The following is a 24,486-nucleotide window of genomic DNA, read 5'->3' on the forward strand; positions in this document are numbered from 1 at the left end:
GTCTGGTTTTTTTATTCCTTTAAAATATTATCCGCTTATATATTGAGCATCTTTCATCTCCCAGCATGGTTTAGGTACTACACATGAATTCTGAAGTTGTCGCTTCATCATCAACATTTGATGAACAACAGCAAGCACCATTAAAGTCTGCACAGATCAATCCTGTTCAGAAAGTGAATTTATTGGGAATGTCCCGTGCGCAGCTGGAAAAGTTTTTTGAAGATATGGGTGAGAAAAAATTCCGCGCAGGTCAGGTGATGAAATGGGTACATCAGTTCTTTGTGACTGATTTTGCTGAAATGAGTAATATTTCAGGAAAGTTGCGTGAGAAATTAGAAAAAATTGCTGAAATTAAAGCACCCGAAGTTGTTCATAAAAATTATTCTAAAGATGGTACTCGTAAGTGGGTCTTTCGTGTCGGAGAGGGTGCGGGCTCTCTTGTAGAAACTGTATTGATTCCTGCGGAACACCGCTCAGGATTGCGTCGTACTTTGTGTATTTCTTCACAAGTAGGTTGTGCACTTGACTGTTCATTTTGCTCGACAGGTAAGCAGGGTTTTCAACGTGATTTAACGCCAGATGAAATTATTGGACAGTTATGGGTTGCAAACTATTCTTATATGGAAGATGTTCCTGTTGCAGATCGTGAACGTTCGGTGACCAATGTCGTGATGATGGGTATGGGCGAGCCTTTGCTCAACTATGATGCTGTGCTCAGTTCAATGCATATTATGCTTGATGACTTTGCTTATGGTATGTCTAAGCGCCGTGTAACACTTTCAACGTCTGGCGTTGTGCCTAAAATTGATCAATTGGTGAAAGATATTGATGTTGCTTTGGCAATTTCATTGCATGCACCAAATGATGAACTTCGTAATGAATTGGTTCCAATCAATAAAAAATATCCATTAGAAAAACTTATTGCAGCATGTCAGCGTTATATTGCCAAAGATGGTAATGAAAGTTCCCGTAAGCATGTGACGATCGAATATGTGATGTTAGAAGGCGTTAATGATCAGCCTGAACATGCACAGCAAATGATTAAGTTACTGAAAAACTTACCAAGTAAAATTAACCTCATTCCATTTAATCCATTTCCGCATGCACCTTATGGTCGTTCAAGCCGAAATCGTATTATTTCTTTCCAAAAAACTTTGTCTGATGCTGGTTTTGTGTGTACGATTCGTCAGACGCGCGGTGATGATATTGATGCAGCATGTGGGCAACTTGTTGGACAGGTTGCGGATCGTACCCGCCGTGCAGAACAATGGAAGAAAAAAGTTGAAGAACAGAATGTAATTATACGATCACAAGGTTAAATTTTTTGGGGGCTGATTTTGCATATATTTGGATATAAAAAAACAGGTTTAATGATTGCAATATGTGTTGCTGCAATGCATATGCAGGGTTGTCAAACCACAACATCCGGTACGATTGTTAAAAAAGATCCCGAAAAAGCAGCCAAAGTTAGAACGCAACTTGCAGCAGAATATATTCGTACAGGCGATTTAGATGCTGCTAAACGCGCTTTAGATCAGGCACTTGAAGCGGAATCACGAGATGCAACAGCCAACATGATGATGGGGGTGTTGTTGCAACAAGAAGGTAGTAAGGAAAATATGGAAAAGGCTGATGCTTATTTTAAGCGAGCCCTTTCGATAGATCCTAAAGATGCCCAAGCGCGTAATAATTATGGTACGTACTTGTATCAGATGGGGCGCTATAATGAAGCTATTGAACAATTAAGTATTGCGGGAACAACTTTAGGGTATGAACAACGTTATCGTGCGTTAGAAAACTTAGGGCGGATCTATTTAAAAGTTGGTGATGTTGCAAATGCTGAAAAAACATTCAAGCAAGCACTGACTGTAAATCGCGATTCTGTTGTATCAATGTTAGAGTTATCCGAAATTTTCTATTTACAGCGTAATATACCGTCTGCCACTCAGCTTTACGAACAATATGTTCGTGTGATGGGGCAGAAAAACCTAAGCCCTCGGGCACTTTGGATTGGGCTGCGTATTGCGCGGGCCAATAATGACACGATGGGAATGCAGGTGCTAGTGAATCAGCTCCGTGCATTATTTCCAGAAAGTCAGGAATTTAAACGCTATTTGCAATTACAGTACAGTACTGAGGCCGTATGGAAGTAAATCCGAATTCACAGCAACCTACTGGTTCAAATGCAGTACAGAACTCTTTGGGCAATGTTCAACGTCCTGGAGAATATCTGCGCCAGATCAGAGTTTCACAGATTCGTGATATTAATGATGTTGCTGCTGATTTAAAGATGCCATTAAAAACGTTACAGGCATTAGAACAGGACGATTATAAGAGTTTGCCAGAAGCGACCTTTATTAAAGGTTACTATCGTGCTTATGCAAAATATTTAAAAGTCGATGCTTCAACTATTATTCAACGTTTTGATGATATTTATCAGAATGATACGGGTTTGTTACCGAATCATGCTTTAAATAATTCACCTATTAAAATTATGGGTAAATTGCCAGGTTCAAACAGTGACCGTAATAGAAAATGGCTCAAACGTAGTTTAATTGCAATTATTGCAATTGCTGTGATTTGGGGCGTGATTGCGGCTGTTCAAAATTGGTCATCATCAAAATCTGATGATACCGAGGTAAAACCACAGCAAGAATCTGAAGTTGAAGTGTTGAACTTGAATAATGCGACTTCAGCAACAGGTGAACAGATGGTGTTGAATTTTAGCCATCCGACATCTATACATATTGTGGATAGTACGGGTAAAGTTTTAGCATCAGGTCGTCAGTCATCGACATTGACTTTAAATGGTAACTCACCATTCCAAATTCGTCTTGATGATGCGACAGCTGTATCATTGACTCTAAATAACGAGCAGATTTCATTGTCTCCATATACAGTGAACGGAAAGGCAGAATTCCGTTTGTCTCGTTAATGGACAAAGCGTAGAGCATTATCATGATTGTAAATCCGATCAAACGCCGTCCGACACGTAAAATCCGAGTTGGTTCAGTGTATGTGGGTGGCGATGCCCCAATCAGCATCCAAAGTATGACCAATACTGAAACGTGTGATGTAGATGCAACGGTTGCACAGATTGAACGCTGTGCCGATGTTGGTGCAGACATCATGCGGGTGTCAGTGCCAAGTATGGAAGCTGCGGAAGCGTTTGGTGAAATTCGTAAGCGTTCGCCAGTTCCTTTGGTTGCCGATATTCATTTTGATTATAAAATTGCATTACGTGTTGCCGATTTAGGTGCAGATTGTTTGCGTATTAACCCTGGAAATATTGGCTCAGAAGCCAAAATTCGTGAGGTTGTTGCAGCAGCGCGCCACAATGATATTTCTATGCGTATTGGTGTCAATGCCGGTTCGCTAGAAAAAGACATTCAGAAGAAGTATGGCGAACCGACAGGTCAGGCTTTACTTGAATCTGCTATGCGTCATATTGATATTTTAGACCGTTTGGATTTCCAAGAGTTTAAAATTTCAGTTAAAGCATCTAATGTGTTTTTGACCATGGATGCGTATCGTTTATTGTCGGCACAAATTGATAATCCGCTACATTTGGGTGTAACTGAGGCAGGTGTTTACCGTACAGGTTCAGTCAAGTCTGCGATTGCTTTAGGTGGTCTGCTTATGGAAGGCATTGGTGACACTATGCGTATTTCATTGGCAGCAGAGCCGGAAGAAGAAATTAAGATTGGTTTTGATATTCTAAAATCACTCAGTTTGCGTTCAAACGGGATTAATTTTATTGCTTGTCCAAGTTGTTCACGTCAAGAATTTAACGTGATTCAAGTGATGCAAGCTTTAGAAGAACGTCTTGAAGATGTTCGTACTCCGATGGATGTTTCGGTGATTGGTTGTAAGGTCAATGGACCAGGCGAAGCCAAAGAAGCAGACATTGGTGTGGTGGGTGCAGCGCCACGTTCATTGGTATATCGTAATGGTGAAAAGAGCCATTTGATTGATACCAATCAGTTGGTTGATGAAATTGAGGCGATGGTTCGTCAACGTGTTATCGAGCTTGAAGAAGCTAAAGCTAAAGAAATTATTCGTACAAGTTTTTGAGTAAGTCATGAGTTCAATAGTTGCAATTAAAGGTTTTAATGATGTTCTTCCATCTCAGACTGCTGCATGGAGACGTTTAGAACAACATCTCGCATCGTTGATGGATGCTTATGGTTATCAACAAATTCGTTTGCCGATTGTTGAACAAACCAATTTATTCAAACGTTCTATTGGTGATGCAACCGATATTGTTGAAAAGGAAATGTATACATTCCTAGACAAAGGTAATCCACCTGAATCTTTGACTTTGCGTCCTGAAGGTACCGCAGGTTGCGTACGTGCAATGTTGGAACACAACTTACTTCGTGGCGCAAACCCGCGTGTTTGGTATGTGGGTCCAATGTTCCGTTACGAAAAACCGCAAAAAGGTCGTTATCGTCAGTTTCATCAGTTTGGTGTAGAAACTTTTGGTATTGCAACACCAGATCAAGAAGCAGAATTGATTTTGATGACTGCACGTTTGTGGAAACGTATGGGCATTGCGGACAAAGTACAACTTGAATTAAATACACTTGGTGAATCTGCTGAACGTGCTGAATTCCGTGCTGCTTTGGTTGAGTTTTTAACGTCGCATAAAGCTGATCTTGATGAAGATTCTCAGCGCCGTTTAGAGACCAATCCACTGCGTATTTTAGATTCTAAGGATGTGAAAACGCAGCAGATTCTTGAAAATGCACCAAAATTGCATGATTTCATGGGTGAAGAAACACTGGCTCATTTTGAGCAACTCAAACAGTATTTAACTGATGCTGGCGTAGAATTTGTTATTAACCAAAAATTGGTTCGTGGCCTAGATTACTACAATAAAACAGTTTTTGAATGGACAACCACACATTTAGGTTCGCAAGGCACTGTATGTGCAGGCGGACGTTATGACGGTTTGGTTGGTCAACTCAAAGGTAAACCAGATCAATCTGTACCGGCTGTTGGTTTTGCGATGGGCATGGAGCGTTTATTACTTCTTCTTGAGCAACTTGAAGATAATACACCCGTACGTGAATGTGAACTGTTCCTTGTTGCAGATCCAGCATCACAAGGTAAAGCCTTGGTTCTTGCAGAACAAATTCGTGATCAACTCGAAACTGCGAATAGTTCAATCCGCTTGAAAGTGGGCTCTTATGGCTCAATGAAAAGTCAGATGAAAAAAGCAGACCAATCGGGTGCAGTTTATGCTTTAATTCTCGGTGAACGTGAATGGGAAGCACAACAATTTACGGTAAAACAATTGGCTACGGCCGAACAGTTTGACGTTGCCGTAACTGAAGTGGTATCCGTTTTTACAGAAAAATTTTCTTCACAATAAGTCAACCATAAAGGAAAGGGTAGTCACATGAACGCGATGACTGAAGATGAACAACTTGATGGTTTAAAGTCATTTTTCAAAAAATATGGCTCAGCAATGTTGAGTGGAATTTTAATTGCGTTGATTGCCTTTTTCGGTTGGGAATATTGGCAGAAGAAAACGCTAGCAGAAAATCAAGTTCGTACAGCAAAAATCCAACAATTAATTGAAGATGCTAAAGTTGCAGCAACAAATCCTGCGGCTTATAGTGCGTTGGTTGCATCAGCAGATAAATTGGTTAAAGAAAATCCTGATTCAATTCATGCGATTGAGTCACAATTTATTATGGCGCGTATTGCTTATGATAAAGGTGATTATGCAACAGCAGAACGTGAGCTGAAAAAAGTTGAAAATTCAAAGTTAAAAGATGCAGGTATTTTGCAGATTGTAAAATTACGCCTTGCCAATGCACAGCTTGCACAAAAGAAATATGATGAAGCTTTGAAAACCCTTGCAAGTGTCACAGAGCCAGCATTTAAAGCGACAGCCGAAGAAGAAAAAGGTGATATTTATGTTGCTAAAAATGATATTGAAAATGCAAAAAAATCGTATCAAGCTGCATGGAACAGTTTACTTGAACGTAAACAAGAACGTCAGATTTTACAAATTAAACTCGAAAGTGTTGGAATATTAGTAGATGATCCTGAACTTGAACGCCCGGTTCTGGAAACACAAGTGGATGAGTCTTGATGGATATAAAATATAAAATACCGTTTGCATTGGCAATTTTATCGGTTGCAATGGTTGGATGTTCAAGTAACAAAGTTAAAGTTGAAAAAGTAAAACCGAATCCGTTACCAAAATTAGTGCAAGCAACCAGTTTAACTGAAGTATTTTCACATAAGGTTTCCGCATCTTCTGAGCAAGACCCATTACGTTTACGTTTAGATGTCGATAATGGCGTAATTTTCGCGATGAATCCTAAAGGTGAAGTTACAGCATATAAAGGTAAACAACGTCTTTGGGAAACCAAAGTGACTAAACAGGAGTTGACTTCTGGTGTTGAAGCAGCTGATGGCTTAGTTGTTGTCGCAAGCCGTAAAGGTCAAGTTTTTGCTTTAGATCAACAAACGGGTGAGCAAAAATGGACTGCACAATTGTCTGGTGCAGTGATTAGTCCAGCTTTGATTCAAACAGGACGTGTGATTTTAGTGGCCAATGATGGTACTGTTTTTGCACTGGATGAAGCAACAGGTCAACAAGCTTGGACCTATAAAATGGCAAATGCAGCATTTAGCTTACGTGGTCAAGCATCACCTGTTAGTCTAGATCCTCGTACCATTGCTGTAGCATCATCAAATGGTTATTTATATGCCATTGATAGTTTAACTGGTGCTCCACGTATGCAGCGCCGTGTTGCAGTGTCTGATGGTCGCTCTGATATTCAGCGCTTGGTCGATATTGATGCTGAGCCTGTTGTTGTAGGTCAGTATGTTGTGACCAATAGCTTCCAAGGACAAGTGACTGTACTTGATTTGGCAGCACAGCGTGTGGCTTGGAGTGTTGATGCAAGTAGTATTAACCGTCCGGAAGTTGCAGAAAATAAAGTTTTTGTTGCACAACGTGATGGCAAATTAAAAGCTTTTGATTTAGCAACAGGTCAAGAGTTGTGGGAAAATGAGCAATTGTTAAACCGTAATTTAAGTAACCCAGTGTTACTCGGACAACAATTGGTGGTTGGGGATTTAGATGGAGTTTTACATCTGATTGATCCAAATACTGGAACTCTTGTAGGGCGTGCGAAAACCAGTGGCGAAGTGCGTACACTACGTGTGCTTGACAACCAATTATTTGTTGCGACACGCAAAGGTGAATTAAGCATTTGGCAGAGTCGTTAATTTTTTAACGGTCTTGTGTTAAACTAAAGACACTATATTCTAAAACTCGGGGTGATTGAAAAATCGATACCCCGTGTTTTTATTTTAGGCATATGCCTGTTTTCTTCCGATACATTTCTGATGTTCAGACCAGTCATACTGGCTGATCTTGAATAAAGGTTATTTTATGAAACCCGTAATTGCGCTCATTGGTCGTCCAAACGTCGGCAAATCAACGTTATTTAACCAGATTACCAAGAGCCGTGATGCCCTCGTTGCTGACTTTGCAGGTCTTACTCGTGACCGTAAATATGGCGACGCTAAGTATGAAAATAAATCTTTCATTGTCGTTGATACTGGGGGTATTGGTGAAAATGAAGGGGGAATTGACTCATATATGGCTGAGCAATCAAAGACTGCCATTAATGAAGCCGATATTATTGTTTTTGTCGTAGATGCACGTGCTGGATTGTTAGCATCGGATGAGCAAATTGCGCGTGAACTTCGTACGCTAGGTAAAAAAGTTTATTTAGTTGCAAACAAAGTTGACGGCGTACATGCAGAAGCGGCGCTTGTTGAGTTTTACAAACTCGGTATGGGCGAGCCAATGCAAGTGGCGGCTAGTCATGGTCGTGGCGTTCAGCAAATGCTTGAAGAAGTACTTTCTGAAGTTCCTGACGATGAAGATGAAGCGGAACACGATAAAGCAACAGGTTTACGTTTAGCAATCATTGGTCGCCCTAACGTAGGGAAATCTACACTTGTAAACCGTTTGTTGGGTGAAGAGCGTGTTGTTGCGTTTGATGAGCCAGGTACAACACGTGACTCGATTTACATTCCTTATGAGCGTGATGGTCGCCAATACACATTAATTGATACTGCAGGTGTACGCCGTAAAGGTAAAGTAGATGAGATGATTGAGAAATTCTCAATTGTGAAAACGCTACAAGCTATTAAAGATGCACATGTCATTGTGGTTGTTTTAGATGCCCGTGAAGGTGTGGTTGAGCAAGATTTACATTTGATTGGTTATGCACTTGAGGCTGGTCGTGCCATGGTTGTTGCCATCAACAAATGGGATAACATGACTGAATACGATCGCAAACAATGTAAATTGGATGTAGATCGTCGTTTCGATTTTATTCCGTGGGCGAAAGTACACTTAATTTCTGCATTGCACGGTACAGGTGTGGGGGATTTATATCCGTCAATTCATCGTGCCTATGACTCATCGCATTTGAAAGTTTCACCTGCGAAAATTACACAAATTTTGAATGATGCAACTGAAGCACACCAGCCACCAATGGTTGGTGGTCGTCGTATTAAAATGCGTTATGCGCATATGGGCGGGCAAAATCCACCAACGATTGTGGTACATGGTAATAAGGTTGATAAAACCCCTGCAGATTATCGTCGTTATTTAGAAAATGTATTCCGTAAAGTATATAAGCTTGAAGGTACGCCAGTACGTATCGAATTTAAAACGTCTGAAAATCCATTTGAAGGGCGTAAATCAATGATTGATGAGCGTGTTGCAGCACGTAAGCGTCGTTATGTTCAGAAATTTAAGAAAGCTGAAAAGAAATTTAAGCGTTAATTTCATCTTATAGTTGATAAATATAAAAAGCCTGCAAATGCAGGCTTTTTTTATATTTATCATGTATTAAAGATTACATTTTTTAGCATTTTGATAAATAGCAATATTTTCAATATTCGCACGTGCAGTCTCTATAGATACTTGTCCAGATGCAACGTTAGCTTGCGCTTGAGCATTGTTGTTCTGACCCGAGAATGAATTTGCTATTTGTCCCATTTTACCTAAGGTTTCAGATTGACCTGAAAATGCATTGAGTGCTGTTCCAGCAACACCTGCCCATTTAGATAGACCAATCGTACTATTTTGACTAACTGATGTTTCAGATGCTTCTAGTGTGCGTTCGAAAGTTCTTTTTTCCACAGCTAAATCTGTGCAGTCTAGAGACTTTAAGTATCCTGTCGAATAAACACCATTATTCTGATTAGATGTTTGATTATAATGAGAAGCATAGCCTTGATCCGCACGTGCTATAGCAGCATTTGCTTGCGTTTGGCTTTGATTCATTCTTGCTTCAGCTTGATCCATCACGACTGCATTTTGTGCTCCCATGACTGAAGTTGCAACATCAAGCCACCCCTTAGCATATGTACCAATAGATACTAAGCTCATTCCAATAATTAAAATTGTTTTTATCAACATAATAAACTCCCCATGTTGTTGATGTTTTTTTGTACGCTAATGAAATATAATATAAAGCAGAATAATTTGAAATAAATATTTATTATTATCAGTAGGTTGGTTAATTTTCTTAAAGCTAAGGTGTGTATTGGTTATTAATTTTTAATAAAAATACTGTATAGGAATAATTTGTGGTTTTTAGTCAAGCTCGATTGAGCTAAATATATTGGAGGTTAAAGTACAGCGATAGTGATATTGAAAAGATAATCTTTGTAAATTCTCAGGTAGAATTTAACCCAATATAGAAGGGTAGTCGAATGTATGACAAAGCGAATGATACATATTTATTTTCAAACATTGGCTCAACTGTATCCTTTAAAAAAAGAAGATTTTTTAGATTTAAAGAAGTTTATACAATATAAAAATGCACATATTGCACAAATACGTAATCGGCTTTTATCGGTCCAGCTCAATCAAAATATTTCGGAGAGTGATATTGAGCGAACAGAATATGGTAAACCGTTTCTGAGTAAACAATCTCATTTATTTTTTAATCACTCGCATAGCCAAAAACATTATGTCTTAGCGACAACTTGCAGCGCCCGTGATATTGGTGTGGATATTGAAGATCTAGACCGTAAAGTCCGCTTTGAGGCTTTGGCTAAACATGCTTTTCATCTTGAAGAATATCGAACATGGGAAATGACCGGTTTTGATCCATTGTATTGGTTTAAAGTTTGGACAAGCAAAGAGGCGGTCTTGAAGGCATCAGGGCTGGGGATTCGCCTAAGTTTGAATGAGTTGAATACGCATGCTCATCCCGTGAATGATGGTGGGCGTTGTGAACATCCTTTAATTGGTGTCTTTGCTTATCAAAATTTTAATCTTGGACAGGCAATACTCACTGTTGCTTGGCGCTCGGAAGATTCTTGTAAGGGGTTTGCATTCCCGATTATTCAGATCAATCGGTTGGACTAGTCAGAATTATTGAACGTAATAAAAAACCATCCGAAGATGGTTTTTTATTTAAATTCTATTTGAATGTTTTAGTGTGGAATATGCTCTTCTTCTTCAAATTCAGGTTTAACCTGAACAATGAAATCATTACGATTCAGACCACGCCATAAAGAGAAGGCTGTACCAATATAGATTGAAGAATATGTACCGACAAATACACCGACAAACATCGCAACAGAGAACCATTTTAGGCCATCACCACCCAAAATCATCATAGAAAGAACTACGAGTAATAGGGTCATAGAGGTGTGAATAGTACGTTTTAATGTTTCGGTTAAAGCAATATTGACGATCTCAAGTGGTTCTGCCCCACGAATTTTACGGAAGTTTTCACGGATACGATCTGATACAACAATGTTATCGTTGAGTGAGAAACCGATCAGTGCAAGTACTGCCGCAAGTACCGTTAAGTCAAATGGCCATTGCATTAAAGCGAAAATACCCAATGTTACGATAACATCATGGAGTAATGACAAAACTGCACCAACAGCGAGCTTAAACTCGAAGCGGATAGTCACATAAACAAGCATAAGTAACATTGCAAGGGCAACAGCACCTGCTGAGCGCAAATACAGCTCGTTACCGACCTGACCACCGACAACATCGACTTTATTTACTTCAACCGTATTTCCAGGTAACTGTACAGCTTTAGCAATGGTGTTACTTAAGTCATCTACTTTGACATCATCTTGTGCTGGCATACGCACAATGAGATCACGGTTTGTACCCAAAGTTTGAACCACAGGATCTTTAAAACCTGCGCTAGAAAGTGCTTTACTGACGCTTTCAGGTTTTACAGGCTCACTATAATTCAATTCGGCAGATACACCACCAGTAAAGTCTAAACCTAAATTGAGACCTTTAGTTACAATAAAGAAAATACTCGCGATGGTGAGGATGATCGAGAAAATTGCAGCAGGCTTTGCAATTTTCATGAAATTAATTACATGTTCATCATCTGGACGGCTGTATTGTTTTTGATTTTGTTGAGTCACTTCAGTCATGATTGATCTCCTTAAATGCTCAACTTTTTCAAGTCACGTTTTTTGCCGTAGATCAATTGGACGATTGCACGAGTTACAGTAATAGCTGTAAACATTGAGCAAACGATACCAATCATGAGTGTTACAGCAAAGCCTTTGATCGGGCCTGTACCAATTGCAAACAGAATAAACGCAACCAAGAATGTGGTTAAGTTTGAGTCGAAAATGGTGTTATATGCACGATCATAACCCGCAACAATGGCTTGTTTGGGTGATGCACCCCAACGCATTTCTTCTCGTATTCGCTCACAGATTAGTACGTTGGCATCGACTGCCATACCAATTGTAATGACGATCCCTGCAATCCCTGGTAGGGTGAGTGATGCACCAAGCCAAGACATAACAGTAAGCAGCATCGCAAGGTTAATGACCAATGCAATATCGGCAATAAGACCAAATAAACGGAAGAAAACAATCATCCAAATAGCAACAAGGATGAAACCAACTTGAGTTGAAAGTACACCTTTGTCGATGTTTTCTTGACCAAGACTAGGACCAACCACACGTTCTTCAACGAAGTACATTGGTGCAGCGAGAGCACCAGCACGAAGCATAAGTGCAAGTTCAGCTGCTTCTTGTGGAGAATCTAGACCTGTGATACGGAATTGAGCACCGAGAACGGCTTGAATCGTTGCAGCATTGATGACAACAGACTCTGAGTAAGGTGTACGCACTTGGGTTTGTACGCCAGTCACAGGGTCGGTTACGGTAGTAATTTTCTGTTTATTTTCAATAAACAGTACCGCCATACGTTTGCCCACAGCATTGCGTGTCGCATCTGCCATGAGTTTACCGCCAGCATTGTCTAGCGTAATGTTAACTTCTGCGCCGCCAGAATCTTGGCTAAAACCACTTGATGCATTTTGAACGCGTTCACCCGTCAAAATACGGTTACGGTTCAAGAGCAACTCTCGACCACTATCCAAAGACTCATAAGCAAAAAGCTCAGTCCCAGGAGGCAAAGGCTGACCATTAGATTTACCTGTAGATCGGTCGATATATTGATCATTAAGATCAGAAACAAGACGGAACTCTAGATTCGCTGTACGACCCAAGACACGTTTTGCTTCCGCAGTATCTTGTACACCTGGTAATTCAACTACAATACGGTTGCTACCTTGGCTTTGAACCAATGCTTCAGCTACACCTAACTCATTAATACGGTTACGTAAAGTAGTTAAGTTTTGATCGAGCGCATAGGTTTGAATTTCTTGTTTTGCAGCAGCATTATACGTCAGTTTAAGTGTTGCACCTGATTCAGTTGCAAGTGCTTGCTGATCGTATTTATTTCCATTACGACGTAAGAAATCCATTGCAGCAGAACGATCATCGTTGTTTGCAAACTGGAGGGTAATAACATTATTGTTCAGTGACAGACTATTAAATTTAATTTTATTGTCACGGAAGTCACGACGTAAATCTGTTGCAGAAGTTTCCATGCGCTGTGAAATAGCTTTGTCCATATCTACTTCAAGTAGGAAGTGAACACCACCACGTAAGTCCAAACCGAGCTTCATTGGCTTAGCACCAATTTTTTGTAGCCATTCTGGAGTGGTTGGCGCAAGGTTTAATGCAACAGTATATTCATCGCCTAAACCTGTTGCCAATACAGACTTCGCTTTCAACTGAGCTTCAGATGAATCTAGACGCAATAGGGCAGCATTATTGGAAAAGGTATTGTCATGACTATTGATGCTTTCGCTTTTTAGTATTTGCTCTGCTTTTTGTATAATGGACTGATCAATGACGGTACCTGCCTTGGCACCAGAAATTTGAACAGCAGGTTCATCAGGATACAAACTTGGCAGTGCGTATAATGTACTGACCACTAAAACAATCAGGATCAGTATATATTTCCATGCAGGGTAACGCATTTGCTTTCTTCTTAAAATGAAAAAGTCGTGCTAGGGCACGACTGTTTTATGATTAAAGGTTATTTAAGGTGCCTTCAGGTAAAACTGAAATAACACTTGCACGTTGAATTTTTACTTCGTTGCCACGGTTTAGTTCAACCACTGCAAAATCACCTTCGATTTTAAGGACTTTACCCATTAAACCACCAGCAAAAACAACTTCACTGCCTACACCTAAACTTTCAATTAGGGTGCGGTGTTCTTTCGCACGTTTAGCTTGTGGACGCCAAATAAGGAAATAGAAGATTGCAACGAAAACAGCAATCATCAATAAGTTAGCTGTTAAGCCAGGGCCTTGAGCCGCTTCAGCAGCGTGAGCAGTGGAAATAAATAAACTCATTTCAGTTTCCTAAAAGTAAAAAAATCTGTGTCATACAAGGGGATTTTTTCATATTTGATTTAAAAATATGCATTTTCCCCTTAATGATATAAATTGACTTGTTCTGCAATTTACCTTGTCTTTGGATTCAGCGCAAATATTGATAAACGAATATTTACGTTGAATTTATATTGGGGTATTAATCTTCAGGACAAGGGGGAACATCGAGTCCACGACGTTGATAGAAATCTTTGACGTACTCATCAAAAGTTCCATTATCGAGTGCATCGCGAATGTCTTGGGTAAAACGTTGGTAATAACGTAAGTTATGAATCGTACCGAGCATTGAAGCAAGCATTTCGCCACATTTTTCAAGGTGAAATAAATATGCACGTGTAAAGTTTGTACAAGTATAACAATCACAGTGTGGATCAAGCGGACGTTGATCATGACGATATTGACTGTTACGAATACGTACCAAACCATCGGTGACAAAATAGTGACCATTACGTGCATTACGTGTTGGCATGACGCAGTCAAACATATCAACGCCACGACGAATCGCTTCAACGATGTCTTCAGGTTTACCCACGCCCATTAAGTAACGTGGCTTATCAGCAGGCATTTTAACCGGTAGATAATCTAAAACCTTGATCATTTCTTCTTTCGGCTCACCGACAGAAAGACCACCAATCGCAAAACCATCAAAATCAATTTCTTTTAAGCCTGCAAGTGATTCTTCACGGAGGTCTTCATACATACCGCCTTGAATAATACCAAATAGGGCATTTCTATTTTTTAAGATATCATGGTGTTGTGTTTTACAGCGCTTTGCCCAACGCAGTGACAGTTGTAAAGATTTTTGTGCTTCTTCATGTGTCGCAGGATAAGGTGTACATTCATCAAAAATCATGACGATGTCAGAATTCAATGTATGTTGAATATCCATTGAAATTTCAGGTGATAAGAAAACTTTAGAACCATCAATAGGCGAGCGGAATGTGACACCTTCTTCTTTGATTTTACGCATCGCACCAAGACTAAAGACTTGGAAGCCGCCTGAATCGGTCAAAATTGGTTTATTCCATTTCATGAAACCATGTAAACCGCCGTGTTCACGGATCACATCTAAACCAGGACGTAGGTAAAGGTGAAATGTATTGCCCAAAATAATTTGTGCTTTGATCTCTTCAAGATCACGAGGTAGCATGCCTTTAACCGTGCCATATGTACCCACAGGCATAAATACAGGGGTTTCAATCACACCATGTTCAAGCGTGAGGCGACCACGACGGGCGCGCCCCGACTGACCTAATTTTTCAAACTTCATAAATAATCCGGATCTAGCGAAAAAACAGTTCGCTGATTAAGCATTGCAAAAAGGGGGCTATTTTCTCTGATTCTAGCGTGAAAAGCCACTATTGCATGTATTTTCATCATAAATGAATTATATGAATCTGACATGAAGGTTGCGTATAAACGCTGTAAAATATGCTTAAATGATGATCTATATGTTTGAATTCATTTTGTAAAAACACAATAGATTGTTTAGTTGACAAAGTAGGTGATCTATAAAGCATATTTTGTTGCAAGTTGAGTTTTTCAGTGGGGTGAAAAACTCAACTTGGGAATGCTTTTAGTTGGTGTACTTTTTAAATATTATAGAACTGTTGGATGCGCGCTTGAATATCCCATTTTTGTAGAACCAACTCTCCGCTATCCATAGCAGCAATATCATTGATTAAATGTTGAATATAGGGACTAATTTCAAGGAAATAAGGTTCAAGAGACAGCATATAGGCATGTTGCGCAATTTCCATATCATCATAAGGTTCAATTTCAAGGACTTGTGCAAGATCAATGAGTAAGTCTTTTTCAATGGTTGTTAGCTTAAGTTTGGTTTTTGGTTTGACAATTTGCTGAGATTTGAGACTTGCAATGGCTTCGTATAATAGCGATGACGATGTATTTAATGCCTCAAGTGATTTAACTGAAAATTCTGGGCTCGTAGGTTTCCAAATAAAAAACAGTACTTGAGCAGATTGTTTTGGCGTGAGTTGAAATATTTCAGATCGTGCAGCACGCATCGCTTCCAAATAAAAAATCAACATATTTTCCTGATCACGCTCAACAGATGTTGTTTGGGTTAGACTTAAACGTGATTGTTGGAAAAAAGTCGCCATTTTATGGCTTAGATAATTGATTCCACCATCAATTTGATGACGATATTGCCATTTTTCTACTAACCATTTATCCCGCTCAGGTAAATATTGAAATTTATTTTCCTGTTCGGTTAGTAAACTTTTTTCAGTCGATACTGTTGTATATTGAGGGGTTAAAAACTCATCTAATACGAGGCTGAAAGCGTAGATATGATGTTCCCGATATTTTTTGTAAAAAGCATCATATTCAGCAATGAGTGCGGTTTTTAATTCGGATATATATTCAGTTTTGTTACTTTGTAAATCGAACATTTCAAATTTCTCAGCCTTATTTTTGTAATATTTAATTTTCGTTATGTATTTTGTGTTATTTGGCTGAGAATGTAAATTGATATACAAAAAATAGCTTAAAAGTTTGGGCGATAATCAAAGTTTTGCATAGCGACAGCATCTGAAAATGGACGGATTGGTTTTTTCGACAGCGTCAATGTATTCACCATATTATTTGGGAAAATTTCAATGGTGTTGTTAAATTCTTCTACATTGCGGTTAAAAATGGTAATTGCAGCACCAACATTTTCATTTTGTTCTTGAATGTCATCCATCATTTTTGCATACAGTGTGTCGGCTTTGAGTTCTGGATAGTTTTCAACGACAACATTTAAGCCTTTCATCATTTCTTGGCTAAGTTTTTCAATATGTTGCAATTGAGAAACATCAGTGTTGTTGATATTCAAATTCATGATCTGTCGACGTAATTCAGTTACTTTTTCTAAAGTCGATTTTTCAAATTGGGTATATTGCGATAAGGTTTGTTCGAGTGTTTCAAGCGTTTTTATTTTTTGGCGTTCAAAATTGGCAACCTCTGCCCAAGCACGTTTGGTTGCATTGAAATAACGTACAATATTATTGCGAATGGAAATGCCCCAAATCGCGAGAAGGACAAAAATACCAATAAAAATCAATAATCCCATTTTGTTATTCCTACAATGTTGTGGTAAATGTTGTTAGCTTTAGTGGAATAAAGCATTTATGAGATAAATTTTAGCATGCTCTGTTTAAATTTTTCATATTCAGGCATGGTTAAGGTGCGTAGATGCCCACGTAAAGTCGAAATATCACGAATTTCACGTTTTCGGTGTGAAACTCGAAGCAGATTTTGATCACCACAATAACAGAAAATATTTTCTTGAAAATGATAAATCAGATCACCGTTATAATCTTCAAAAAAATCACTCAGTTTTAAGGTCTGACTCGGGCTAATAGTTCGAGCGAGTTGATGCTGTTCATAACCGAAAATATTGATTTTTTGATTGACCAAAATATCGCTACTTTGCCATTTTTGATGGTATGGATAGACAAATTGATCGTGTTTATTACTTGCGGCAAAACCAAGTGGTGGCATTTGAAAAATAAACACGCCCCATTGATCTGTATGAATATCTTTGATTTTTTGTTTTTTTAAATCGACACCGTGAATGGAAAGTTCATCGACATAGTGATAGTGAAAGATTAAAACCTGATGTTCAGTACCATCATCATGCCAAGTCGTTGCTGCAAATTGTACTATTTCATTACTCGCATTGCCTTGCGAAAATAGTGGGAATGCTTGACGTAATTTACTCATCACCAAAATAGAATTGGATGTTGTCGTAATATGTCCTGGCATTTTGTTAAAATGTAGATCATAGCGTAACAACATGATGCGCTCTTCAAGAAAAGCAATCACTTCATTAATCGGTTCATCACTTTCATAAATAAGATAAGCCAAAAAACAACACAGTGCGCCTGTACTAAAACTTAAAATAAATGGAATATAGTGATGAATAACCCACCCGAATAAACAGGTCAAAACACCTGAAATAAACAGTAAGCGAGGTAGGTTATTATAAAAATACAGTTCTTTATTATCATTCCAAGGGTGTAAGGCATCTAAAATATCTTGATCTGATTTTGCTTGTTGCCCAATTGTCCAAAGTCGAGCGACATTGTGCATGACCTGTTTGTTTTTATGGGTGGTGACATGCATAAAATGTTGAACAGTATCAATGGGCATAAATTGAAATCGGCTAGAAAAGATCTGAAGTAAAATTGATTATGCGATAAAGCCGAAGAATAAAAAAGCGATTTTGATAGGGTGAGAATATAGGAACATTTTAACGGTAGAGTTGAAAATATAAATTTTTATGCCTCTTACTTAATTGTTCGATTGGTTGGTTTCAATGATAGGGAGTACTATATTTTAACTACGAGCTCAGCTCAGGAATCAACGTCTGCATAATGTGTGTCATTTTTTCAAATTCAGGCATCTTTAACTGTAAAAGGCTTTCCGCAAGTTCATGTACGTTACGAATACTTAAATCTTCGGATGAATGTTGTAGAATATTTTTTTTAAATAGCCAACACAGCATGCTTGTTTGAGGATGAACATAAAAATCGCCATGAAAGGATTGCATTGCAGTTTCAAGCGATAAAATATTTTGTGGTGAAAAGAATTTCGCTAAATGCATCTCATCAATACCACTGAGTTGATAGGCTTGGTCAAACTTGATATCCCCCGAAGTCCATTTGACACCTAAACGAGATTGACGTTTTTGCTGACTCGAAATACTCGTACCACGCCCAGGGAATCCCTCAACCATTACACCGTATAAGTCATGATGATCATATGAAATGGTTTCTTTACCGTCCTCGTCTTTGTCGACATTTTTATCGACATAATGGTAGTTGAATAACATGAATGGATAATCTTTTCCTTGAATGTGCCACTCTCCGTAAATACAGTGTTGAATGTCGTTGGCATGATTACCTAATTGGAAATAGGGGAAACTAAATGGATGGTCAAATTGAGCCCATTTTTGCTGTCTATTTTCATGAGCATTATTTGAGTGATTATCACTAAAGTCATCTATTTCACTATATCTACTTTGCCTAAAATAGATCTGATACTTTCGCTCAAGCCAATAATTTTGCATATGCTTAATTAAATCATCGCGCGCAGAAGTTGAGGTTCGTTTAACAAATGCATAAATGACCAATCCTATGGAGAGTAGGAGAAATCCATAATGCAAAATAAAAGTGAGAATCAGACAAACCACAGCCAAAGTGATCCATAACATAAAACTGTAATTATGGATTTCAAGATTATTATCACTTTCCCATTCATTAAGTAGGGTATATAAATGCTCAGATGGAGGGGGATTACGCATAATATCTTGCAAGCGTTGAATATTATGCAAGGCAATTTGGTTATTCTGATTTTGTCCTGAAAAGGCATTTTTAAATTGTGTGAAAAATGATGTCATTATTTTTTTACTGTGTATTTATACGGAAAATTTGAGATTAAATTATCATGACAGAATAAATTTTACAGGCAAATATTTGTTGGCTTTTATATATTTTTTTAGATGTAAGTTAATAAGCGGATCGTGTGGAGATATTTAAGAATATAGAGTGAATTCTGAAAAGATCAAGCATTGTATTTTTAATGCATGATCTTTTTTAAATACAAATATTACGCTTAATTTGCCTGATCAATCAGCATTGCATCGCCATAACTAAAGAAACGATATTGACTGTCTACAGCATGTTTGTAGGCATTTAAAATATTGTCACGGTTAGATAGTGCAGAAACGAGCATGAGTAAAGTCGATTCAGGCAAATGGAAATTGGTAATTAAACGATCTACCACACAGAACTTATAACCTGGATAGATAAAGATTTGTGTATCACCTGTCCATGCGCCAATTTGACCGCCGCATGCCTGTGCGGCACTTTCTGTTGCACGAGTCGCAGTTGTTCCTACAGCAATGACTTTATTGCCACGTGCTTTAGTTTCTTGAATCATTTTTGCAGCATTTTCTGAAACTTCACACCATTCACTGTGCATGATGTGATTTTCAATATCGAGCGTACGTACAGGTAAGAATGTACCTGCACCAACATGTAAAGTGACAAATGTTTTTTGTATGCCCTTATCAGCAAGTTTTTGCAGTAGCTTATCATCAAAATGTAGGCTTGCTGTAGGTGCTGCGACACTTGCTAGTTTGGTCGGATCATTGAAAACGGTTTGATAGCGTTCAGTATCAATTGCTTCCGCATCACGGTTGAAATAGGGTGGAATGGGTAAAGCACCGTATAGATCTAAAACTTTTAAAATAGGCTGTGAAAATTCAACAATAAATAAATTTTCATGACGACCTGTCACCGTGGCTTTAACCGAATCAGGACCAATAAATAGCTCCGCACCTGCTTTAGGTGCATTACTTGCTTTAATGTGGCAATGTGCAGTGGTCTGATCAAAAATACGTTCAACCAAAACTTCAACAGCACCGCCAGAAGCACGTTTACCTTTTAAGCGAGCTTTCATGACTTTGGTGTCATTGAGTACCAATAAATCACCTTCTTCAAATAAGTCTAAAATATCGGTGAAGTGGTGATCTTGATAACGACCATCTGCACTTAAGTGCAGAAGTCGAGAAGCACTACGTGTTTCAAGTGGGTAACGGGCAATCAATTCATCGGGAAGGTCAAAATTAAAATCGGACAGTTGCATAGGAGTGGCAGCAAAAACAATAAGAAATACTGCTTTTAGTATAGCGCTTTTTGAAATAAAACGCTGAATTTGGTGGTTTATAATTCAATCTAAAGTATTTTGCTTTAAAAATAAACAAACGTAATTTTAATACGTTGACATGCTTGAGAAAACCGCTATTATACCTCTCATCCCGAGGTGGTGAAATTGGTAGACGCGGTGGATTCAAAATCCACTATCAGAGATGATGTGTCGGTTCGAGTCCGACCCTCGGGACCAATTATTTAAAAAAGCCCTTAAGCATTATAAGACTTAAGGGCTTTTTTATTGCCTAAAAATAAAGATCAATCGATAATAGATAAAACACTTAAGACAATTAGAAATACACAATTTGCTAAACGAATGAATACTGAAGCCAGACTTTACATTCATTGGGGATTAAAATGAATAAGAAAATTATGGGTGTAATCATTGCACTTGTTGTTGTGATCGGTGGTTATTTCTATGCATCACCTTATCTTGTGTTGAATAATATCAAAAGTGCGGTCGAGGTCGGTGATAGCGAGAAGCTTTCGGCATATATTGACTATCCAAGCGTGCGTCAAGGTTTGAAAGATCAATTTAAAGCTAAAATACTGAATGATGTTGCAACAGATAAAACCAATGAATGGCAAGCGTTGGGCGCAAAGTTCGCAAGCACAATGATCGATAAAGTTGTAGATACCATGGTGACACCTAAAGGTGTGACACTACTGTTACAGGGGAAAATTTTTAAAGATGGCTTGATGAGTCCAATGAATGAAGATAGTCAGTCAAGCGAAAGATTAGGCAAGTCAGACAAGATGGAAACAAGCACTCGCTATCTTTCAATGAATGTTTTTGAAATATCTGTGAAGAAGCCTAATCAAGAGAAAATGCTTAAGGTGATCATGCATCGTGATGGTTTAAGTTGGAAAGTGAATAAATTGATTTTAGATTTACCTACAGAAAATTTAACACAAAAACAAAATTTTGCTGAGGCACAAAAGTCTGAATCATTACCAATCACTCAGACTTTTGTTATTGGACAACAGCCTGCACCATCCCTACAAGCAGCATTAGTGTTCAATTTCTCAAAAGTACAACGAGAAAAAAATCATAGAATCTTGTTATGAAAATCCATGTTCAATTGCAAAAATTACGGAGTTTCAGGCATTCAATACAGTGGAAAATGATGTTGAAGTTGAATTATCATTCATCGGAGGTACTAAAGATCGAAATAGTTCGCAGATTAATTGGTCGACAAAATCTGGTAAATTTCAAGTGAGGTGTTCAATTCAACAGCCAGCAGTGCGGTATAGAGATCAGGTTACAATTCTTCCAATCAATAGTAATATCAATGTTATACCTATGAGTATTATGGCGGTTGCTGATCTTTATATGAAAACATGCCATGGCGACTTCAATGGAACTTTGAGAGAGGCTTCTAAGAAGTACGGCTATAATGTACCTGATGATGTTTATGGTCGTTCAGTGGTACTTCGGTGATCACAGTAGAAGTCATTGATGTAAAAATTAAAACGAGAAAAATAAGTAAAATAAATATATTTGAGTTTAAAAATAAGTCGTAAATCTCTATGGAACTTCATTTAATATGCTAATTTATAAGAAAATATAAGGAAAAATTATGCAAGTATTAGAAGAGATTTTTAAAAGTAAAAAGCCTGATCATACAGATCAATTTAATTTACGTATTCATCGCGGATTGAGTTGGTTAAAAAAAGCCACAGATCTTGATGATGATCTTGATTTGAAATTTATGAGTTTGTGGGTTGCATTTAATGCCATCTATGCACAAGATTCAGGCTTTATTCAAGATAAGCAAACCTTTCGAGATTTTATGCATAAAGTTTGTCAGGCAGATTTTGAGCATAAAATTTACAATATTCTTTGGGATAAATTTAGTCAATCTATTCGTTTGTTTCTTGAAAATCCTTATGTGTTTCAGCCATTTTGGGATTATCAGAACCAAAAAATTACGCAAACTGCTTGGAAAAAAGACTTTGAAATTGAGCGGGAAAGAGTAAATTTTGCATTACAAGAATACGATACGATTCAAATTTTAATCATTTTGTTTAATCGTCTTTATACATTACGTAACCAAATCATGAATGGCGGTGCAACCTATAACAGCTCGGTAAATCGTAAACAGTTGAAAGATGCGTGTATTATTCTAATTGCACTGATTCCTGCCTTTATTCATATTTTACTCGAAAATTCACAACGTCTAGATTTAGGGCAACCTTTTTATCCTGTTGTTCAGGTGAGTTAATTTTACTGATTTTATAATTTGAATAAAAAAAGCCCAAGAGGGGTGTCTAGGGCTTTTTTTATTGAGCTAAAATGGTCTATTTAGCTATTTTTATGCGTTTTAAATGCAAGGTATCTAATAGTGAGAAAAATGCAGCGGCAAAAACCAATCCGATGCCAGCAATACACGTCATCATCCATCCACCATGTTGCCATGCGTAAACGCCCACTGCGGAACCACATGCACCACCAATAAAATAAGTTGTCATATAAATTGAGTTAATACGTGATTTGGCATCGGGACGTAAACGGAAAATAATATTTTGATTGCTACTGTGAACGGTTGCTAAGCCAAAATTGATAATGCCATAACCTAAGATGTAGCTTATTAATGACTGTCCACCATAGTATAAAAAGACCCAGCTTATTGCGAGAACGGCAATGCCAATCCATGTCAGTGGTAAGGTATAGCCACGGTCTGCAATTCGCCCAATTTTAGTGGTCGATAGTGCACCGAAAACACCAATCAACGTTGCAACACCGACCATAACGTCAGGCAGTTTAAATGGCTCCGATGTGAGTAGTACTGCAATGGTTGAAAATAAAATACTCATCGCAGCAAAAGCACAACCGCCAATAAGCGCACGATACATTAATCTTGGTTCTGCTTTGATGAGTGAACCCATTGATTTAAAAATAGCAAAGTAGCTCATTTTCATCAGTGGAACTTGAGGGAGTCGTGACTTCAACATAAATGCCAAAATAAGCATCATCACGGCGCTGACTAAATAAATGACATTCCATTGGAATAAGTCAGACAATAACCCTGCAAGACTTGTGGAAAGAAGTAACCCAACCAATAAGCCGCTCATCAGGAAACCAACAATTTCACCTGTTTTTTCAGGCTTAACAGCCATTGTGGCGAGTGGGATTAGAACTTGTGCTGCAACTGAGAATAATCCTGTAATGATGGTACCAATCCAAAGCATGGGTAAGTTGACTGCAAATGCGCATAGTAATAATCCGCCCGCAGCACCGAGCATAAGTAAGGGGATAAAACGGGTTTTATTGACAATATCGCCGACAGGGACAATAAATAATAAACCGAGTGCATAGGATACTTGTGCAAATGTGACTGTGAGTGCAACTTGAGATTCGGGAACTTGGTAATACTGTTGAATCGAGTGAATGAGTGGCTGACAATAATAATTCGCTCCAGCACATAAACCACAGGCGATGGCCATGAGCCACAATAAAGACCGATCTTTACTGATATCGATAGAAGATTGCATAAAATTCCTTGCGCAATACGTTATATAGAATAAGCGGTAGCCTCAATTTCAATGAGCATACCTGGTATGGCAAGACACGGAACAGGAATGAGCGTGCAAGCAGGAAAGTCTAATTCTCCCCAATGCTTTTGCATTTCCTGTATTAAAAACTGATGTTTTTCTGGGGTGTGATTCACAACCAAAATTCTTAAAACGGCAATATCAGAAAACTGAGCCTGAACCTGCATAAGTGCGATTTTAATATTGCAAAATGCCTGTTGAGTCTGAGTGGTAAAATTTTCTGATAAAAGTCCTTGTTGGTTTTCACCACCTTGTCCTGAAATGTGAAGTATGCGTGAAAAATTACGCACTTCAGCAATATGACTATACGCAAAAGGTTTCGGATTATAAAGTTTATTTGGGTTAATAAAATTGAGAGCGGTATTATTTTCAGCTGTTGACCTTAAAGTATTCTTCATAACAATTTTTC

The 24,486-nt window shown here is 38.3% G+C and carries 24 protein-coding genes and 1 tRNA gene; 13 read left to right on the forward strand and 12 right to left on the reverse strand.

Annotated elements, in window-relative coordinates:
* The first annotated feature begins 83 nt into the window (after nucleotides 1-83).
* From rlmN to der, 8 genes are all read left to right on the forward strand, one after another.
* Nucleotides 84-1,319, forward strand: coding sequence for a 23S rRNA (adenine(2503)-C(2))-methyltransferase RlmN (gene rlmN / locus ACK1JC_RS05205; RefSeq protein WP_409510803.1), 1,236 nt, complete (start codon nucleotides 84-86; stop codon nucleotides 1,317-1,319).
* Between the two features lie 51 nt (nucleotides 1,320-1,370).
* Complete coding sequence (pilW, locus tag ACK1JC_RS05210; protein ID WP_409510804.1) at nucleotides 1,371-2,153, forward strand: type IV pilus biogenesis/stability protein PilW; 783 nt, start codon at nucleotides 1,371-1,373, stop codon at nucleotides 2,151-2,153.
* Entirely contained in the window at nucleotides 2,144-2,935 is a 792-nt protein-coding gene (locus ACK1JC_RS05215; RefSeq protein WP_409510805.1) for a helix-turn-helix domain-containing protein, read from the forward strand. The genes pilW and ACK1JC_RS05215 overlap by 10 nt, the downstream gene beginning before the upstream one ends.
* 23 nt (nucleotides 2,936-2,958) lie before the next feature.
* Complete coding sequence (ispG, locus tag ACK1JC_RS05220) at nucleotides 2,959-4,074, forward strand: flavodoxin-dependent (E)-4-hydroxy-3-methylbut-2-enyl-diphosphate synthase (protein WP_409510806.1); 1,116 nt, start codon at nucleotides 2,959-2,961, stop codon at nucleotides 4,072-4,074.
* 7 nt (nucleotides 4,075-4,081) lie between these two features.
* Entirely contained in the window at nucleotides 4,082-5,377 is a 1,296-nt protein-coding gene (hisS, locus tag ACK1JC_RS05225) for a histidine--tRNA ligase (RefSeq protein ID WP_409510807.1), read from the forward strand.
* A 27-nt stretch (nucleotides 5,378-5,404) separates the two neighbouring features.
* Nucleotides 5,405-6,106 carry a YfgM family protein gene (locus ACK1JC_RS05230; RefSeq protein WP_409510808.1) on the forward strand — a complete coding sequence of 234 codons (702 nt, stop codon included), beginning with the start codon at nucleotides 5,405-5,407 and terminating at the stop codon, nucleotides 6,104-6,106.
* Nucleotides 6,106-7,254: an outer membrane protein assembly factor BamB gene (gene bamB / locus ACK1JC_RS05235; RefSeq protein WP_409510809.1), complete on the forward strand. Its 1,149-nt coding sequence runs from the start codon at nucleotides 6,106-6,108 to the stop codon at nucleotides 7,252-7,254. The genes ACK1JC_RS05230 and bamB overlap by 1 nt, the downstream gene beginning before the upstream one ends.
* Before the next feature lie 166 nt (nucleotides 7,255-7,420).
* Nucleotides 7,421-8,830 (forward strand): ribosome biogenesis GTPase Der, encoded by a 1,410-nt coding sequence (der, locus tag ACK1JC_RS05240; protein ID WP_409510810.1) that lies wholly within the window; start codon nucleotides 7,421-7,423, stop codon nucleotides 8,828-8,830.
* A gap of 66 nt (nucleotides 8,831-8,896) precedes the next feature.
* Here der and ACK1JC_RS05245 read toward each other — a convergent pair whose 3' ends face one another.
* A complete protein-coding gene (locus tag ACK1JC_RS05245) occupies nucleotides 8,897-9,469 on the reverse strand; it encodes a hypothetical protein (RefSeq protein WP_409510811.1) in 573 nt (190 codons plus the stop codon).
* A 300-nt stretch (nucleotides 9,470-9,769) separates the two neighbouring features.
* Here ACK1JC_RS05245 and ACK1JC_RS05250 point away from each other — a divergent pair, with 300 nt between their 5' ends.
* Complete coding sequence (locus ACK1JC_RS05250) at nucleotides 9,770-10,426, forward strand: 4'-phosphopantetheinyl transferase family protein (RefSeq protein ID WP_409510812.1); 657 nt, start codon at nucleotides 9,770-9,772, stop codon at nucleotides 10,424-10,426.
* Nucleotides 10,427-10,494: 68 nt separating this feature from the next.
* On the opposite strand, the gene secF is transcribed toward ACK1JC_RS05250, so the two are convergent.
* From secF to queA, 9 genes are all read right to left on the reverse strand, one after another.
* Nucleotides 10,495-11,472 carry a protein translocase subunit SecF gene (gene secF / locus ACK1JC_RS05255; RefSeq protein WP_409510928.1) on the reverse strand — a complete coding sequence of 326 codons (978 nt, stop codon included), beginning with the start codon at nucleotides 11,470-11,472 and terminating at the stop codon, nucleotides 10,495-10,497.
* 8 nt (nucleotides 11,473-11,480) lie between these two features.
* Nucleotides 11,481-13,382: a protein translocase subunit SecD gene (gene secD / locus ACK1JC_RS05260; RefSeq protein ID WP_409510813.1), complete on the reverse strand. Its 1,902-nt coding sequence runs from the start codon at nucleotides 13,380-13,382 to the stop codon at nucleotides 11,481-11,483.
* 52 nt (nucleotides 13,383-13,434) lie between these two features.
* Nucleotides 13,435-13,761 carry a preprotein translocase subunit YajC gene (gene yajC / locus ACK1JC_RS05265; protein WP_409510814.1) on the reverse strand — a complete coding sequence of 109 codons (327 nt, stop codon included), beginning with the start codon at nucleotides 13,759-13,761 and terminating at the stop codon, nucleotides 13,435-13,437.
* Nucleotides 13,762-13,939: 178 nt separating this feature from the next.
* Nucleotides 13,940-15,070, reverse strand: a complete 1,131-nt coding sequence (gene tgt, locus ACK1JC_RS05270) for a tRNA guanosine(34) transglycosylase Tgt (RefSeq protein WP_409510815.1) — start codon at nucleotides 15,068-15,070, stop codon at nucleotides 13,940-13,942.
* 322 nt (nucleotides 15,071-15,392) lie between these two features.
* Nucleotides 15,393-16,214 (reverse strand): DUF4303 domain-containing protein, encoded by an 822-nt coding sequence (locus ACK1JC_RS05275; protein WP_409510816.1) that lies wholly within the window; start codon nucleotides 16,212-16,214, stop codon nucleotides 15,393-15,395.
* Nucleotides 16,215-16,309: 95 nt separating this feature from the next.
* Complete coding sequence (locus ACK1JC_RS05280; RefSeq protein WP_409510817.1) at nucleotides 16,310-16,876, reverse strand: LemA family protein; 567 nt, start codon at nucleotides 16,874-16,876, stop codon at nucleotides 16,310-16,312.
* A gap of 56 nt (nucleotides 16,877-16,932) precedes the next feature.
* Entirely contained in the window at nucleotides 16,933-17,958 is a 1,026-nt protein-coding gene (locus tag ACK1JC_RS05285; protein ID WP_409510818.1) for a hypothetical protein, read from the reverse strand.
* A gap of 190 nt (nucleotides 17,959-18,148) precedes the next feature.
* Nucleotides 18,149-19,207, reverse strand: coding sequence for a hypothetical protein (locus ACK1JC_RS05290; RefSeq protein ID WP_409510819.1), 1,059 nt, complete (start codon nucleotides 19,205-19,207; stop codon nucleotides 18,149-18,151).
* A gap of 215 nt (nucleotides 19,208-19,422) precedes the next feature.
* Nucleotides 19,423-20,457, reverse strand: a complete 1,035-nt coding sequence (gene queA / locus ACK1JC_RS05295) for a tRNA preQ1(34) S-adenosylmethionine ribosyltransferase-isomerase QueA (RefSeq protein ID WP_409510820.1) — start codon at nucleotides 20,455-20,457, stop codon at nucleotides 19,423-19,425.
* 171 nt (nucleotides 20,458-20,628) lie between these two features.
* Here queA and ACK1JC_RS05300 point away from each other — a divergent pair.
* The 4 genes from ACK1JC_RS05300 (at nucleotide 20,629) to ACK1JC_RS05315 (ending at nucleotide 22,747) form a co-directional block, all read left to right on the forward strand.
* Nucleotides 20,629-20,715 (forward strand) — tRNA-Leu (locus tag ACK1JC_RS05300).
* Nucleotides 20,716-20,879: 164 nt separating this feature from the next.
* On the forward strand, nucleotides 20,880-21,590 hold the full coding sequence (locus ACK1JC_RS05305) for a DUF2939 domain-containing protein (RefSeq protein ID WP_409510821.1): 711 nt from the start codon (nucleotides 20,880-20,882) through the stop codon (nucleotides 21,588-21,590).
* Nucleotides 21,591-21,825: 235 nt separating this feature from the next.
* Nucleotides 21,826-21,963 (forward strand): hypothetical protein, encoded by a 138-nt coding sequence (locus ACK1JC_RS05310; RefSeq protein WP_409510822.1) that lies wholly within the window; start codon nucleotides 21,826-21,828, stop codon nucleotides 21,961-21,963.
* 139 nt (nucleotides 21,964-22,102) lie between these two features.
* Nucleotides 22,103-22,747 (forward strand): hypothetical protein, encoded by a 645-nt coding sequence (locus tag ACK1JC_RS05315; protein WP_409510823.1) that lies wholly within the window; start codon nucleotides 22,103-22,105, stop codon nucleotides 22,745-22,747.
* Between the two features lie 76 nt (nucleotides 22,748-22,823).
* On the opposite strand, the gene ACK1JC_RS05320 is transcribed toward ACK1JC_RS05315, so the two are convergent.
* Both ACK1JC_RS05320 and ACK1JC_RS05325 read right to left on the reverse strand, forming a co-directional pair.
* Nucleotides 22,824-24,017 carry an MFS transporter gene (locus tag ACK1JC_RS05320; RefSeq protein WP_409510824.1) on the reverse strand — a complete coding sequence of 398 codons (1,194 nt, stop codon included), beginning with the start codon at nucleotides 24,015-24,017 and terminating at the stop codon, nucleotides 22,824-22,826.
* 20 nt (nucleotides 24,018-24,037) lie between these two features.
* Complete coding sequence (locus ACK1JC_RS05325) at nucleotides 24,038-24,475, reverse strand: RidA family protein (RefSeq protein ID WP_409510825.1); 438 nt, start codon at nucleotides 24,473-24,475, stop codon at nucleotides 24,038-24,040.
* Nucleotides 24,476-24,486: the final 11 nt, after the last annotated feature.

Source organism: Acinetobacter sp. TY2, from assembly GCF_046269225.1.
In the GTDB taxonomy this organism is placed as follows: Bacteria; Pseudomonadota; Gammaproteobacteria; order Pseudomonadales; family Moraxellaceae; genus Acinetobacter.